This window comes from Pseudomonas alcaligenes, from assembly GCF_041729615.1.
Taxonomy (GTDB): domain Bacteria; phylum Pseudomonadota; class Gammaproteobacteria; order Pseudomonadales; family Pseudomonadaceae; genus Aquipseudomonas; species Aquipseudomonas alcaligenes_B.
Genome location: NZ_CP154874.1, coordinates 3,878,912 through 3,892,435, shown reverse-complemented (window position 1 = coordinate 3,892,435; position 13,524 = coordinate 3,878,912). Strand labels below are relative to the sequence as shown.

At 64.5% G+C, this 13,524-nt stretch carries 13 protein-coding genes and 5 tRNA genes; 6 read left to right on the top strand and 12 right to left on the bottom strand.

What is annotated here, in order from left to right; all coding sequences use genetic code 11:
• Positions 1–56: 56 nt before the first annotated feature.
• Positions 57–1,085 (top strand): AraC family transcriptional regulator, encoded by a 1,029-nt coding sequence (locus AAG092_RS18925; protein ID WP_110682127.1) that lies wholly within the window; start codon positions 57–59, stop codon positions 1,083–1,085.
• A gap of 63 nt (positions 1,086–1,148) precedes the next feature.
• Here AAG092_RS18925 and glp read toward each other — a convergent pair whose 3' ends face one another.
• Both glp and moaB read right to left on the bottom strand, forming a co-directional pair.
• A complete protein-coding gene (glp, locus tag AAG092_RS18920; protein ID WP_373387887.1) occupies positions 1,149–2,345 on the bottom strand; it encodes a gephyrin-like molybdotransferase Glp in 1,197 nt (398 codons plus the stop codon).
• Positions 2,342–2,881, bottom strand: a complete 540-nt coding sequence (gene moaB, locus AAG092_RS18915; protein WP_061904740.1) for a molybdenum cofactor biosynthesis protein B — start codon at positions 2,879–2,881, stop codon at positions 2,342–2,344. The genes glp and moaB overlap by 4 nt, the downstream gene beginning before the upstream one ends.
• 67 nt (positions 2,882–2,948) lie before the next feature.
• On the opposite strand from moaB, the gene mobA reads away from it, so the two are divergent.
• The 3 genes from mobA to AAG092_RS18900 all read left to right on the top strand — a co-directional run bounded on the left by mobA (position 2,949) and on the right by AAG092_RS18900 (position 3,990).
• A complete protein-coding gene (gene mobA / locus AAG092_RS18910) occupies positions 2,949–3,542 on the top strand; it encodes a molybdenum cofactor guanylyltransferase MobA (RefSeq protein ID WP_373387886.1) in 594 nt (197 codons plus the stop codon).
• Between the two features lie 60 nt (positions 3,543–3,602).
• Positions 3,603–3,824, top strand: a complete 222-nt coding sequence (locus AAG092_RS18905; protein WP_110682130.1) for a YgdI/YgdR family lipoprotein — start codon at positions 3,603–3,605, stop codon at positions 3,822–3,824.
• An 89-nt stretch (positions 3,825–3,913) separates the two neighbouring features.
• Positions 3,914–3,990 (top strand) — tRNA-Pro (locus tag AAG092_RS18900).
• Positions 3,991–4,104: 114 nt separating this feature from the next.
• On the opposite strand, the gene AAG092_RS18895 is transcribed toward AAG092_RS18900, so the two are convergent.
• A tRNA-Arg gene (locus AAG092_RS18895) sits at positions 4,105–4,181 on the bottom strand.
• 397 nt (positions 4,182–4,578) lie between these two features.
• On the opposite strand from AAG092_RS18895, the gene AAG092_RS18890 reads away from it, so the two are divergent.
• Positions 4,579–4,905, top strand: a complete 327-nt coding sequence (locus AAG092_RS18890; RefSeq protein ID WP_373389621.1) for an Arc family DNA-binding protein — start codon at positions 4,579–4,581, stop codon at positions 4,903–4,905.
• Between the two features lie 58 nt (positions 4,906–4,963).
• Here AAG092_RS18890 and mgtE read toward each other — a convergent pair whose 3' ends face one another.
• Complete coding sequence (gene mgtE / locus AAG092_RS18885; protein ID WP_373387885.1) at positions 4,964–6,406, bottom strand: magnesium transporter; 1,443 nt, start codon at positions 6,404–6,406, stop codon at positions 4,964–4,966.
• A 312-nt stretch (positions 6,407–6,718) separates the two neighbouring features.
• Between mgtE and AAG092_RS18880 the strand changes: the two genes are divergently transcribed.
• A complete protein-coding gene (locus AAG092_RS18880; protein WP_373387884.1) occupies positions 6,719–7,210 on the top strand; it encodes a DUF4124 domain-containing protein in 492 nt (163 codons plus the stop codon).
• Positions 7,211–7,250: 40 nt separating this feature from the next.
• Here AAG092_RS18880 and AAG092_RS18875 read toward each other — a convergent pair.
• The 8 genes from AAG092_RS18875 to AAG092_RS18840 form a co-directional block, all read right to left on the bottom strand.
• A tRNA-Arg gene (locus AAG092_RS18875) sits at positions 7,251–7,327 on the bottom strand.
• Between the two features lie 72 nt (positions 7,328–7,399).
• Positions 7,400–7,476, bottom strand: a tRNA-Arg gene (locus tag AAG092_RS18870).
• A gap of 104 nt (positions 7,477–7,580) precedes the next feature.
• Positions 7,581–7,671: transfer RNA gene (locus AAG092_RS18865), tRNA-Ser, on the bottom strand.
• A gap of 62 nt (positions 7,672–7,733) precedes the next feature.
• Positions 7,734–7,919: a carbon storage regulator CsrA gene (gene csrA, locus AAG092_RS18860; protein ID WP_003244478.1), complete on the bottom strand. Its 186-nt coding sequence runs from the start codon at positions 7,917–7,919 to the stop codon at positions 7,734–7,736.
• 184 nt (positions 7,920–8,103) lie between these two features.
• Entirely contained in the window at positions 8,104–9,342 is a 1,239-nt protein-coding gene (locus AAG092_RS18855; protein WP_110682134.1) for an aspartate kinase, read from the bottom strand.
• Positions 9,343–9,444: 102 nt separating this feature from the next.
• Entirely contained in the window at positions 9,445–12,069 is a 2,625-nt protein-coding gene (alaS, locus tag AAG092_RS18850; protein WP_373387883.1) for an alanine--tRNA ligase, read from the bottom strand.
• Positions 12,070–12,223: 154 nt separating this feature from the next.
• Entirely contained in the window at positions 12,224–13,216 is a 993-nt protein-coding gene (gene astE, locus AAG092_RS18845; RefSeq protein ID WP_373387882.1) for a succinylglutamate desuccinylase, read from the bottom strand.
• Between the two features lie 19 nt (positions 13,217–13,235).
• Entirely contained in the window at positions 13,236–13,520 is a 285-nt protein-coding gene (locus AAG092_RS18840; RefSeq protein ID WP_110682137.1) for a topoisomerase II, read from the bottom strand.
• Positions 13,521–13,524 lie beyond the last annotated feature (4 nt).

Sequence of the window (13,524 nt, the reverse complement as noted above, 5' to 3'; positions counted from 1 at the left end):
GTCGGATCGGGCCAGCGGCTGTCGCCAATCATGACAAGCAGAACAACAAGAAAACCATGCTGACCCTCGGCTATACCTCGGTCCCCGCCCTGCTCAAGTACCTGCGCCATGCCGAAGCCCTCGGCCTGGATCTGGAGGCCGCGCGCCGCGCAGCCGGCGTGACCCTCGAAGACCTGGCCGACAACGGCCGGCGCATCCCCAGCGAGGCCCACGAGCGCCTGCTGCAGCACCTGATGCAGGTGTCCGGCGACCCGCTGTTCGGCCTGCATTCGGCGCGCTACGTGCAGCCTGGCTCGTGGAGCGTACTCGGCTACATCACCATGAACTGCGCGACCCTGGGCGAGGCCATGAGCCGCATCGTGCCCTACGAGAAGCTGGTCGGCGACATGGGCACCAGCCGCCTGGAGATGGCCGGCGACCATGTACGGCTGATCTGGAACTGCCGCCACGAGAGCGCCGGCATCCGCCGCCACATGGTGGAGAACGTGCTGGCCTCGTGGATGCTCTACGCGCGCTGGATCGCCGACATGGATAGGTCGCCGCGCGAGGTCTGGCTGGAGCATGAGCGCCCCGCCGAGGCGCCGCAGGAGGATTACGAGGCCTTCTTCGGCTGCCCGGTGCGCTTCGGCCAGCCATGCAACGCCCTGCTGGTGCCGCTGGACTACCTGGCCATCCCCCTGCGCCAGGCCGACGCCAACCTGCTGCGTACCCTGGAAGAACACGCGCTGACCATGATGGCCGGCCTGGACGACAACGAGCCGCTGCCGCAACGGGTGAAGAACGCCCTGCGCCTGCTGCTGAAGGACGGCCTGCCGCGCAAGGAAAAGGTCGCCGAGAAATTCCACATGACGGTACGCACCCTGCAGCGCCACCTGCAGCAGGCCGGCACCAGCTACCAGGAAATTCTCGACCAGCTGCGCCAGGAACTGGCCGAGCACTACCTGCTGCGCAGCGACCTGGCAATCCAGGACATCGCCAGCTACCTGGGCTTCACCGAGTCGCGTTCCTTCCACCGCAGCTTCAAGGCCTGGACCGGCATGACCCCGGGCGAATACCGCGAGCGGCGCAAGGGCGCGCCGCTCTGAACTGCCGCATCGGCCGCGCGGGTTTCACCCGCCCTACAGGGCGGTGATACCCGCGCCTTGGACCTAGCCCAACACTTCGCTCAGCGGAATGAAGCGCAGTACATCGCCTTCGGCATAGCTCCGCTCCTCCAGCACCTCCACCAGGCCATCAGCCCAGGCCGCGCTGCGCAGCACGCCGGAACTCTGGTTCGGGTAGAGCACGGCGCGGCCATTCTCCAGGCGCGCGCGCAGGTACTCGCGGCGCTTGCCGGGCTTGCTCCAGGCGAAGCCGGCCGCGACCTCGACGCTCAGCGGCGCGACCCTCTGCACGCCGAGGCGGCGCAACAGGTAGGGCCTGGCCAGTAGGGCGAACGTCACCAGGGTCGAGGCCGGATTGCCCGGTAGACCGAGCACCGGCACGCCACGGAAATGCCCGCAGGTGAGCGGCTTGCCCGGTTTGATTGCCAGCTTCCACAGGGCCAGTTCGCCCTCCTCGCGCAGCACCTGGCCAAGATGATCGGCCTCACCGACCGATACCCCACCGGTGGAGAGAATCAGGTCGGCGTCGCCCAGCGCCGCCAGCGCCTCACGGGTGCGCTGCGCATCGTCCGGCAGGATGCCGGCGTCGCGTACCTCGCAGCCCAGGCGCTGCAGCCAGGCGCACAGCAGGCTGCGGTTGCTGTTGTAGATCTGCCCCGGGCCGAGCGGCTGGCCGGGCTCGACCAGCTCGTCACCGGTCGACACCACCGCCACCCGCGGCCTGCGTCGCACCACCAGCACCGCGCAACCGAGCGAGGCGGCCAGCCCCAATTCGACCGGCCCCAAGCGGGTGCCGGCCGGCAGCACCACTTCACCGGCACGGGTCTCCTGACCCTGGGGGCGGACGTTCTGTCCGACCCTGATCGGCTCAAGGAAACGCACCCGGCCGTTGGCCAGAATCTCGGCGTTCTCCTGCATTTCCACCGTGTCGGCGCCCGCCGGCAGCGGCGCGCCGGTGAAGATGCGCGCACAGCTGCCCGGCTGCAGCGGTTCCGGCGCCTGGCCGGCAAGGATGCGCTGGCTCACCGGCAGCGGCTCGCCCTGCCAGTCGGCCAGACGCAGGGCATAGCCATCCATGGCACTGTTTGGCCAGGGCGGTAGGTCCAGGCCGGCGACCAGATCGGTGGCCAGCACACGTCCATCGGCAGCGGCCAGCGAAACGATCTCGCGTGCATCGATCGGTGTCGCCTCGGCCAGCGCCAGCAGGCGACTCAGCGCTTCCTCGACCGGCAGCAGGCTCATCCGCGACTACCGCAGGGCGCCGCCTGCTTCAGGTGCGGAACGAAGTTGCAGGGGCGATGGCGATTGTCCAGCTGCTCGCCGAGGATGCCGTCCCAGGCGGTGCGGCAGGCATTGGTCGAGCCCGGCAGGCAGCACACCAGGGTGCCGTTGGCCAGGCCGGCCAGGGCGCGCGACTGCATGCTGGAGGTGCCGATATCGGCCACCGAGATCTGCCGGAAGTACTCGCCGAAGCCATCCACCTGCTTGTCCAGCAGGCAAGCCACCGCCTCGGGCGTGCTGTCGCGGCCAGTAAAACCGGTGCCGCCGGTGATCAGCACCACCTGCACCTCATCCTCGGCAATCCACTGCGCCACCTGGGCGCGGATGCGGTACAGGTCGTCCTTGAGTAGCACCCGTGCAGCCAGGTGATGGCCGGCGGCGCTGAGGCGGTCGACGAACAGCTGGCCGGAGGTGTCGGTGTCCAGGGAACGGGTATCGCTGACGGTAAGAACGGCGATGTTCAGCGGCACGAAAGCCGCCTCGGCCTTGTGGCTCATGGCGTGGTCCGGTTGTGGCGAAAACTGGCCGGTGTTATACCACAGGCCCCGCATCAGAGCGCCCGCCATGCCCCGCCCGCACCTGCACCCCTGCTCCATCCTGCTGCTCGCCGGCGGCCGTGGCCAGCGCATGGGCGGGCGCGACAAGGGCCTGATCGAATGGCGCGGCCAGCCGCTGATCGCCCATCTGTACCGGGTGGTACGCCCACTCACCGACGACCTGATCATCTCCTGCAATCGCAACGCCGAGCGCTACGCGGCCTACGCCGACCGCTTGGTGAACGATGCCGATAGCGACTTCCCCGGCCCGCTGGCCGGCATCCTCGCCGGCCTCGGCGCTGCCCGCCATGACTGGCTTCTGGTGCTGCCCTGTGACGCCCCTCTGATTGATCACGCCCTGTTGCAGGCGCTGCGCGAAACGGCAGAAGACAACCGGGCAACGCCGGTAATGGTGAAGCAGGACGAGCATTGGCAGCCCATGTTCTGCCTGCTGCCCAGGTCTGCACTTGGACGGCTGCAAGAGGAGTGGCAAAACGGTGAACGCAGCCCCCTGCGCGCCCTGCTGCGCCTGGATGCGCGCGCCTGCCGCTGCGCCCTGGACGACCCACGCCTGGCCAATCTGAATACCCCGCAACTGCTGTCACAAACCACACCGGGTTGAACTTGAGCCGCAGGATTCCGTCAGACCAACGGTACTCACTCGCAACTCAAGGAGTTACCCATGAACCGACGGAAGCTGCCCATCCTCTTCGCCAGCCTAGGCTTCATTGCCCTCGCCGGCTGCTCGACCCCCAGCGTGATCACCCTCAACGACGGCAGCCAGATCCAGACCGTGGACACCCCGGAATTCGACGAGGACTCGGGCTTCTACGAGTTCGAACAGCTCGACGGCAAACCCGCGAAGATCAACAAGGATCAGGTCATTACCGTCAAGGAACTCTGACGCGGCAGCCCACAGGGACGTGGGGCAAAAAACTTTTCAGCTAACCCCTTGTGCAGCAAAACTTTTTCGGTAGAATGCGCGCCATCCTTCGGAGCGTAGCGCAGCTTGGTAGCGCGTCTCGTTCGGGACGAGAAGGTCGCTGGTTCGAATCCAGTCGCTCCGACCAATTCCCGAGTCGACATCAGTCGATTGAAAAAACCGGCCCCAGCGGCCGGTTTTTTCGTTTTCGGAGCCATGAAAAAAGCCCGCATGCCTCAATGGCTGCGGACTTTAGGCATTCTGGCGTCCCAGAGAGGGGTCGAACCTCCAACCTTCCCCTTAGGAGGGGGATGCTCTATCCAATTGAGCTACTGGGACATACGCAGGCTCCCCTGCGACCGGGCGGCATGTTAACGAGCGAGGGGCGTTTTGTCATGTGCTTCGCCAGAGGGCTGGGCACGAAATTCGTCCTCAGGCGAATCTGCAGCAACCTGCCGTAGAAGTCAGGGCAGGAGCTCAAGCACGGGGCTTCCCACAGGCACGGATACTGACCGGTACATCAGATATGCCTATCTGGACACATTTCAGACAACTGGTGCTGGCAAAGCGCCTGTATTCGGCCCACAATTCGACACGTAATTGGCGTCAAATAGTCGACCGACTAAACGAACCGATGCGGTTACCGACTGAACGGCTAGTGCCTATCATGGTCAAAGCAGTGACAATTCAGTAGCTGAATGCCAGCATCGCTTTCCTGAACTAACCGGTTTAATGTATACGCCCTATGAAACAGGCCATCTATTCCAGCCGCACGGCTGACAAATTCGTAGTCCGCCTGCCCGACGGTATGCGTGAACGCATTGCTGACGTGGCGCGTAATCATCACCGCAGCATGAATTCGGAGATCATCGCCCGCCTGGAACAGAGCCTGTTCCAGGAAGATGCGCTGGGTGACGACCTGAACCTGCGCCTGGACAGCCCCGAGCTCTCCCTGCATGAGCGCGAACTGCTGCAGCGCTTCCGCCAACTCTCGCGCCGCCAGCAGAACGCCCTGGTCGCCCTGATCGCCCACGACGTGGAAATGGCCAGCGAAGAAGCCTGATTTCCACCAGCCAGACACAAAAAAGCCGGCACCAGCCGGCTTTTTTCATTTCCACACCCTACAACAGGAACAGGGTGGCCAACCCAAGGAAGATGAAGAAGCCACCGCTGTCGGTCATGGCCGTGATCATCACGCTGGCCCCCATAGCCGGATCACGCCCCGCACGCATCAGCGTCATGGGAATCAGCACCCCCATCAATGCGGCGAGCAGCAGGTTGAGCGTCATGGCGGCAGTCATCACCAGGCCCAGCGACCAGCTACCGTACAGACCGTAGGCCACGGCGCCTATCACCCCGCCCCAGAGCACGCCGTTGATCAGCGCAACTCCAAGCTCCTTGCGCAGCAGGCGCGAAGTATTACCGGTGCTGACCTGGTCCAGCGCCAGGGCACGCACGATCATGGTGATGGTCTGGTTACCCGAGTTGCCACCGATACCCGCCACGATCGGCATCAGAGCGGCCAGCGCCACCAGCTTCTCGATGGAACCCTCGAACAGACCGATGACCCGCGACGCCAGGAACGCAGTGACCAGATTGATGGCCAGCCAGGCCCAGCGGTTACCGACCGACTTCCACACCGAGGCGAAGATGTCTTCCTCCTCGCGCAGACCGGCCATGTTCAGCACTTCGCTCTCGCTCTCCTCGCGGATCAGGTCGACCATCTCGTCGATGGTCAGACGTCCGATCAACTTGCCATCCTTGTCCACCACCGGGGCCGAGATCAGGTCATAGCGCTCGAAAGCCTGCGCCGCATCGTGGGCATCCTCGTCCGGCTGAAAGCTCACCGGATCGCTGGCCATCACCTCGCCGACCTGCTTGTCCGGATCGTTGACCAGCAGGCGCTTGATCGGCAGCACGCCCTTGAGCACGCCGTCGTAGTCAACCACGAACAGCTTGTCGGTGTGGCCCGGCAGCTCCTTGAGACGGCGCAGGTAGCGCAGCACCACCTCCAGACTGACGTCCTCGCGGATGGTGACCATCTCGAAGTCCATCAGCGCGCCGACCTGGTCGTCCTCGTAGGACAGTGCCGAGCGCACCCGCTCGCGCTGCTGGGCGTCCAGCGACTCCATCAGCTCGAGGACCACGTCGCGCGGCAGCTCGGGCGCCAGGTCGGCTAGCTCGTCGGCATCCATCTCCTTGGCGGCGGCGAGGATCTCGTGGTCGTCCATGTCCGCGATCAGCGACTCGCGGACCGCGTCGGACACCTCCAGCAGGATGTCGCCATCGCGCTCGGCCTTGACCAGCTGCCATACGGTCAGGCGGTCACCGAGCGGGAGGGCTTCGAGGATATGGGCGACGTCGGCGGAGTGCAGCTCGTCGAGCTTGCGCTGCAGTTCTGCGAGGTTCTGCCGGTGGACCAGGTTTTCCACCAGATCGTGGTGCTGGCCTTCCTGACGGTGGGTCAGGTTTTCCACCACCTTGTGGCGGTGCAGCAGATCGACAACCTGGGCCAGGCGGTCCTGCAGGCTCTCTTGCGGCTTTTTGGCTTCTACTTCAGTCATACGGCACGCTCCACCCCAGCAGCAGGGCGCGCCGCGGGGCTCAATCAGTCAGATCGGGCGAAAGGAAATTTGAGTAACTACTGGGTAAGTCCATGGTGGCTATCCACAAGCCCCGGCGGGGCTGACACAACAATGATAGCACCAGCCCCAGCCCCGAAGCGACAAAATCAGGCTCAGAACAAACGCTTGCAGCGATTTCCTAGAGCAGGTCCAAAGCTATTTTTCCGACGCATGCACTGCATCACAGGACACGCTGGCGAGGCAGAAAAGCCGAGCTAGGATGAAGCCGGCAATCGTCAAGGAGGACGAACCATGCTGCGACTGATCTGCGCTGGAATCTGCGCACTCCTGCTCCCTCAGGCAAGCGCTTCCACCGTCTACCGCTGCGAAGACGCTAAAGGCCATATCACCTACACCCTGCACGGCTGCCCGGAACACGCAGAGCAGAAGCTGCAGGAAGCGCACAACCCGACACCCGGGCAAGGCAAGGCCGTCCCCCTGGGCAAAACCGGCAAGAAACGCAGCCCAGCAAAAGACAAGACGAAGAGACTGCAGGTGGTAGCCACGACAGGCACCTCGCAGAGCGCCTGCGGCGAAGCACTCAGCAGCAGCGAGCGGCGGCGCGCGGTTATCCGCCAGCAGATTCGCAGCGGCATGAGCCAGCGCGACGTGGAGAATGCCCTGGGCAAACCGGACAAGGTCACCAGCAACAACGGCCAGACCCGCTACCACTATGCCGACGAGAAGGGCAATCGCCGCCAGGTGAGCTTCGACGAGTCGGGCTGCGTGAAGGGCAAACGCTGAAAAGACAAAAGGCCCGCATCGCTGCGAGCCTTTTGCTGTATGGCGCACTCAGGAGGATTCGAACCTCCGACCGCCCGGTTCGTAGCCGGGTACTCTATCCAGCTGAGCTATGAGTGCGTGTGGCGCTTTTAGACCAGATCACCGCTGGTTGAAGCAAAATGGCTTGCATCGCTGCAAGCCATTCTAATATGGCGCACTCAGGAGGATTCGAACCTCCGACCGCCCGGTTCGTAGCCGGGTACTCTATCCAGCTGAGCTATGAGTGCGTGGGCTGCGCATTTTAGTGATCTCAACCGCCAGGTCAAGCACTTTTCCGAATCAGCTCAATAACTTATCGGACTTAGCGCAAACACAACCAAGGTTGTGAAAATGGCGGAGAAGGGGGGATTCGAACCCCCGACACCCTTTTGAGGTGTACTCCCTTAGCAGGGGAGCGCCTTCGGCCACTCGGCCACCTCTCCGCAACACGGGGCGCATGATAACCATGTTTTCCCCGTTTGCAAAGCCAAAATTTCGAGAAAAATTAGTGGCTTGGTTCGTCGCCTTTCTCTTTCTGGATGCGCTGGTAGATCTCTTCACGGTGCACGGCGACTTCCTTCGGAGCATTGACGCCGATGCGCACCTGATTACCTTTCACGCCCAACACGGTGACGGTGACATCATCACCCACCATCAGGGTCTCTCCGACCCGGCGAGTCAGAATCAGCATTCCTTTCTCCTTACGGATTCAATAACGGGACAACAGTCTGCAGAAATAAAATGGTGGCAGCCCCGCGCATATCAAGTGCGACGCCTTCACCCAAGTATTGACCAGCCCGGACAAAAGGAAAGTTCCCCGCCAAACCGGCCAAAAAAGCGAAAGGCGCGGATCGCCGCGCCTTTCGGGTAGAGCATTACTCGGCCTGTCGGGCCGGAGCGTCCAGGTCGAAGGCGGTGTGCAGGGCGCGCACGGCCAGCTCCAGGTACTTCTCCTCGATGACCACGGAAACCTTGATCTCGGAAGTGGAGATCATCTGGATATTGATGGTTTCCTTGGCCAGAGCCTCGAACATGCGGCTGGCGACGCCTGCGTGGGAGCGCATGCCAACACCGACGATGGAAACCTTGGCGATGTTGGTATCGCCAATCACCTCGCGGGCACCCAGCTCGCGCGCGGTATTTTCCAGCACGGCCTTGGCGCTGTTGTAGTCGTTGCGGTGCACGGTGAAGGTGAAATCGGTGGTGTTATCGTGCGCCACGTTCTGCACGATCATGTCCACTTCGATGTTCGCGGCACTGATCGGACCGAGGATCTTGAAGGCCACGCCGGGGATATCCGGCACGCCACGGATGGTCAGCTTGGCTTCGTCGCGATTGAAGGCGATGCCGGAGATGATCGGCTGTTCCATGGATTCCTCTTCATCAAGGGTAATGAGGGTGCCCGGACCCTCCTGGAAGCTGTGCAGCACGCGCAGCGGGACGTTGTACTTGCCGGCGAACTCCACCGAGCGGATCTGCAGGACCTTGGAGCCGAGGCTGGCCATTTCCAGCATCTCCTCGAAGGTGATCTTGTCCAGGCGCTGGGCCTTGGGCACCACGCGCGGGTCGGTGGTATAGACGCCGTCGACGTCTGTGTAGATCTGGCACTCGTCGGCCTTCAGGGCCGCGGCCAGGGCCACGCCGGTGGTGTCGGAGCCGCCACGACCGAGGGTGGTGATGTTGCCCTGCTCGTCCACACCCTGGAAGCCGGCGACCACCACGACCTTGCCGGCCTTGAGGTCGGCACGGATCTTCTGGTCGTCGATCTGCAGGATGCGCGCCTTGGTGTGCGCGCTGTCGGTGAGGATGCGCACCTGGTTGCCGGTGTAGGACACCGCCGGCACGCCGCGCTGGATCAGGGCCATGGCCAGCAGGGCGATGGTCACCTGCTCACCGGTGGAAACCATCACGTCCAGCTCGCGCGGGACCGGCTGGCCGTCGCTGACCTGCTTGGCGAGGTCGATCAGGCGGTTGGTCTCGCCACTCATGGCGGAAACCACGACGACGATGTCGTCGCCGCGCTCGCGGAATTTCTTCACCTTCTCGGCCACCTGCTGGATACGCTCCACGGTGCCGACTGAGGTGCCCCCAAACTTCTGTACGATCAAAGCCATGTCAAAAAGCCGCCTGATTCCTCGAAGGGCGCCCATTAAACCCGCATCGGGTCACACTGCCAAGGCCCGCCGGACGCACTGCGGGCCCTGCTTTCGCCGCCTTTAGGCGCCTTGTTCGACGAAGGTCGCCGCCAGCGCCAGCGCCTCGTCCAGCTTGCCGGCATCGACGCCGCCGCCCTGGGCCATGTCCGGGCGACCACCGCCCTTGCCGCCCACGGCCGCCGCGGCCTGACGCATCAGGTCGCCAGCCTTGAGCTTGGCGGTCAGGTCCTGGGTGACGCCGGCAACCAGCACCACCTTGTCCTCGAACACGCCACCGAGCAGGATCACCGCGCTGCCCAGCTTGTTCTTCAGCTGGTCGACCATGGCCAGCAGGGCCTTGCCGTCCAGACCATCGAGACGCGCGGCCAGCACCTTGACGCCCTTGACGTCCACGGCCGAACCGGCCAGGTCGTTGCCGGCGGCGCTGGCGGCCTTGGCTTTGAGCTGCTCCAGCTCCTTTTCCAGCTGGCGGTTGCGCTCGATCAGGCCGGACAGCTTGTCCAGCACATTGTCGCGGCTGCCCTTGACCAGCGCGGCCGCTTCTTTCAGCTGCTCTTCCGCGCCGTTCAGCCAGGCCAGCGCAGCAGCGCCGGTGACGCCCTCGATACGGCGCACGCCGGCGGCCACGCCGCCTTCGCTGGTGATCTTGAACAGGCCGATGTCGCCGGTACGCGAGACATGGGTACCGCCACAGAGCTCGACGGAGAAGCCGCCGCCCATGGTCAGCACGCGCACGTCATCGCCGTATTTCTCGCCGAACAGCGCCATGGCACCCTTGGCCTTGGCGGTCTCGATATCGGTCTCCTCGGTCTCGACCGCGGAGTTCTTGCGGATCTCGGCGTTGACCAGCTCTTCCAGGGCCTTCAGCTGCTCGGGCTTGATCGCCTCGAAGTGGCTGAAGTCGAAGCGCAGGCGCTGGCTATCGACCAGCGAACCCTTCTGCTGCACGTGCTCGCCGAGCACCTGGCGCAGCGCGGCGTGCAGCAGGTGGGTGGCCGAATGGTTCAGCGCGGTGGCCTGGCGCACCGATGCGTCGACTTCGGCTTTCAGCGAAGTGCCGACGGACAGGCCGCCCTTGACCACCACGCCGTGGTGCAGGAAGGCACCGCCGGCCTTGGTGGTATCGCGCACGTCGAAGCGCACGCCGGCGCTCTCAAGGTAACCGCAGTCACCGACCTGGCCACCGGACTCGGCGTAGAACGGGGTCTGGTCCAGTACCACCACGCCCTCCTCGCCCTCGGCGAGGCTGTCGACGGCGGCGCCGGCCTTGAACAGGGCGACGATCTTGCCGCTGCCGCTGGTGCCCTGGTAGCCGAGGAAGACGGTGTCGCTGTCGACCTTGACCAGGCTGTTGTAGTCCATGCCGAAGGAGCTGGCGGAACGGGCGCGCTCGCGCTGGGCCTCCATCTCGCGCTCGAAGCCTTCCTCGTCGAGGGTCAGCTCGCGCTCACGGGCGATGTCACCGGTCAGGTCGACCGGGAAGCCATAGGTGTCATACAGCTTGAACACCACGTCGCCAGGAATGACGCTGCCCTTGAGTTCGGCCAGGTCCTGCTCGAGGATCTTCAGGCCCTGCTCCAGGGTCTTGGCGAACTGCTCTTCCTCGGTCTTCAGCACGCGCTCGATATGCGCCTGCTGCTGTTTCAGTTCGGGGAAGGCTTCGCCCATCTCGGCCACCAGCGCGGCGACGATCTGGTAGAAGAAGCTGCCCTTGGCGCCCAGCTTGTTACCGTGGCGGCAGGCGCGGCGGATGATGCGGCGCAGCACGTAGCCGCGGCCCTCGTTGGACGGGGTCACGCCGTCGGCGATCAGGAAGCCGCAGGAACGGATATGGTCGGCGACGACTTTCAGCGAGGCCTGGCCTTCGTTGGCGCAGCCGATGGCCTTGGCCGCGGCATTCAGCAGGCTCTGGAACAGGTCGATCTCGTAGTTCGAGTTGACGTGCTGCAGCACGGCGCTGATGCGCTCCAGGCCCATGCCGGTGTCCACGGAGGGCGCCGGCAGCGGGTGCAGCACGCCGTCCGCAGTGCGGTTGAACTGCATGAACACGTTGTTCCAGATCTCGATGTAGCGGTCGCCATCTTCCTCCGGAGAGCCGGGCGGGCCGCCCCAGATGTGCTCGCCGTGGTCGTAGAAGATCTCGGTGCAGGGGCCGCACGGGCCGGTATCACCCATGGCCCAGAAGTTGTCGGAGGCGTACGGCGCGCCCTTGTTGTCGCCGATGCGCACCATGCGCTCTGCCGGGATGCCGACTTCCTGGGTCCAGATGTCGTAGGCCTCGTCGTCGGTGGCGTAGACGGTGACCCAGAGCTTCTCCTTCGGCAGGTTCAGCCACTTGTCGCTGGTCAGGAACTCCCAGGCGTAGTGGATGGCATCACGCTTGAAGTAGTCGCCGAAGCTGAAGTTGCCCAGCATCTCGAAGAAGGTGTGGTGGCGCGCGGTGTAGCCGACGTTTTCCAGGTCGTTGTGCTTGCCGCCGGCGCGTACGCACTTCTGGCTGGTGGTGGCGCGGGTGTAGGCACGCTTCTCCAGGCCGAGGAAGCAGTCCTTGAACTGGTTCATGCCGGCGTTGGTGAACAGCAGGGTCGGGTCGTTCGCCGGGATCAGCGAACTGGAGGCGACGCGGGTGTGCCCCTTCTCTTCGAAGAAGCGGAGGAAGGCTTCACGGATTTCTGCGCTTTTCATTGATTTCATCCAGGCAAACGACAGCGCGGCAAACGCCGGCAAAGGGCCGCATTATATCGGCCCGGCGCTGCAGGGACAGCCCGTTTGCGGGGAATTTGGATAGAAAGCCTCTATCGGGCCACCTTGTGACCCGAATCCGCCACGCAGAGCCGTGTCAGAGCGAGGTGGGGACGATCAGGATGCCGGCGCGCAGGCCGTTCTTGACCTTGGGATTGGGGAAGATGATGCGCGCGCCCTCCTCCTCCACCAGCCAGCGGGTGCCGGCGATGTCCTCGGCCAGGAGGAACCCCTGCTCCAGCTCGGTGAAGTTCTCGATGTCGGCCGGCAGGTGCAGCTTGAAGGCATCGCTGTGCTTGATCACCTCGCGCGACACGGCGAACAGCTGCATGCCGTCCAGCGAGTCGGCCTGCGGCTCGCGGTTCTCCACCAGCTCGCACAGGCGCTTTTCCAGCAGGTCGAGGTTGACCTGCTGGTTCTGCCCGAACGGCCGCGCCTTGCCCAGCTCCAGGGTGAAGGCCTCGGCGCCCAGGCGCGCATAGGTGTAGGAACTGAAGGTGATGCCGGTCTTGCGCTGCAGCAGCACGGCATCGATGCCGGCGGCGCGCAGGCGCGCCAGCTCGGCGCGCGAGTGCTGGCGACCTTCGACATAGGGATAGAGGGCGAACTGCTCGATCCTCGAGCCACGGATCGCCGTGTGCAGGTCGTAATGCAGGCGCGCCCGCCCGTCCTTGCTGAAGAAGGCGGCGGCATGGCGCTCCAGCTCGTTGGCACGCAGGGCCTCGAAGCCGCTGCTCTGCTCGTGGCGGCCGTCGAACAGGCGGTTGATGTCCTGCTCCACGAAACGCTCGCCACGACGCATGGCCTCGGGGTTGCCGAGCAGGAACAGGATGCGCGCCCTGGGCATCAGCTGGCTGGAGGCGATGGCCTGCAGCAGGCGGTCGAGCAGCTCGATCGGCGCCGTCTCGTTGCCATGGATACCGGCCGACAGCAGCAGGTCGAGGCCGCTGTCATCCTGAGCAGTGGGCGTCACTTCCAGCACGCCCTCGCCCAGCCAGTGCAGGCGCGCGCCCTCGCGGGTCAGCTGAATCTTCTCGGTCGGCTCGCGGCCGGCCAGGGTCAGTTCGAGCAGTTTGCCGAGGGCGAGCATGGGATTACCTCAGTCGGGCTCAATGATTGCAGTCGGGACCGTGCACATGATCCTCGTCGTCGCCGGCGAGGTCCGCCGGCTCCATTTCCAGCTGCAGGCCGACCAGGTTGGTGGCCTGCGGGCGCAGCAGCAGGTTGGCGTACTCGGTGTCGCCCTCCTCCACGTCCACGCCGATCAGCAGCTGGTCGCCGACCGCCTGGATCCACACTTCCTTGCCCTGCCAGACGACGGCGAAGCGGGTGCAGGAGGTCTCCAGCTGGGTGCCGTCGGTATCTTCGAGGATGAGTTGCAGGGCGTCGGACATGGTC

Bases quoted from the DNA above. Each gene is read 5' to 3' on its own strand.
- AAG092_RS18925 (WP_110682127.1), top strand. From the start codon at position 57: ATGCTGACCCTCGGCTATACCTCGGTCCCCGCCCTGCTCAAGTACCTG.
- glp (WP_373387887.1), bottom strand. From the start codon at position 2,345: ATGAGCCTGCTGCCGGTCGAGGAAGCGCTGAGTCGCCTGCTGGCGCTG.
- moaB (WP_061904740.1), bottom strand. From the start codon at position 2,881: ATGAGCCACAAGGCCGAGGCGGCTTTCGTGCCGCTGAACATCGCCGTT.
- mobA (WP_373387886.1), top strand. From the start codon at position 2,949: ATGCCCCGCCCGCACCTGCACCCCTGCTCCATCCTGCTGCTCGCCGGC.
- AAG092_RS18905 (WP_110682130.1), top strand. From the start codon at position 3,603: ATGAACCGACGGAAGCTGCCCATCCTCTTCGCCAGCCTAGGCTTCATT.
- mgtE (WP_373387885.1), bottom strand. From the start codon at position 6,406: ATGACTGAAGTAGAAGCCAAAAAGCCGCAAGAGAGCCTGCAGGACCGC.
- AAG092_RS18880 (WP_373387884.1), top strand. From the start codon at position 6,719: ATGCTGCGACTGATCTGCGCTGGAATCTGCGCACTCCTGCTCCCTCAG.
- csrA (WP_003244478.1), bottom strand. From the start codon at position 7,919: ATGCTGATTCTGACTCGCCGGGTCGGAGAGACCCTGATGGTGGGTGAT.
- AAG092_RS18855 (WP_110682134.1), bottom strand. From the start codon at position 9,342: ATGGCTTTGATCGTACAGAAGTTTGGGGGCACCTCAGTCGGCACCGTG.
- alaS (WP_373387883.1), bottom strand. From the start codon at position 12,069: ATGAAAAGCGCAGAAATCCGTGAAGCCTTCCTCCGCTTCTTCGAAGAG.
- astE (WP_373387882.1), bottom strand. From the start codon at position 13,216: ATGCTCGCCCTCGGCAAACTGCTCGAACTGACCCTGGCCGGCCGCGAG.
- AAG092_RS18840 (WP_110682137.1), bottom strand. From the start codon at position 13,520: ATGTCCGACGCCCTGCAACTCATCCTCGAAGATACCGACGGCACCCAG.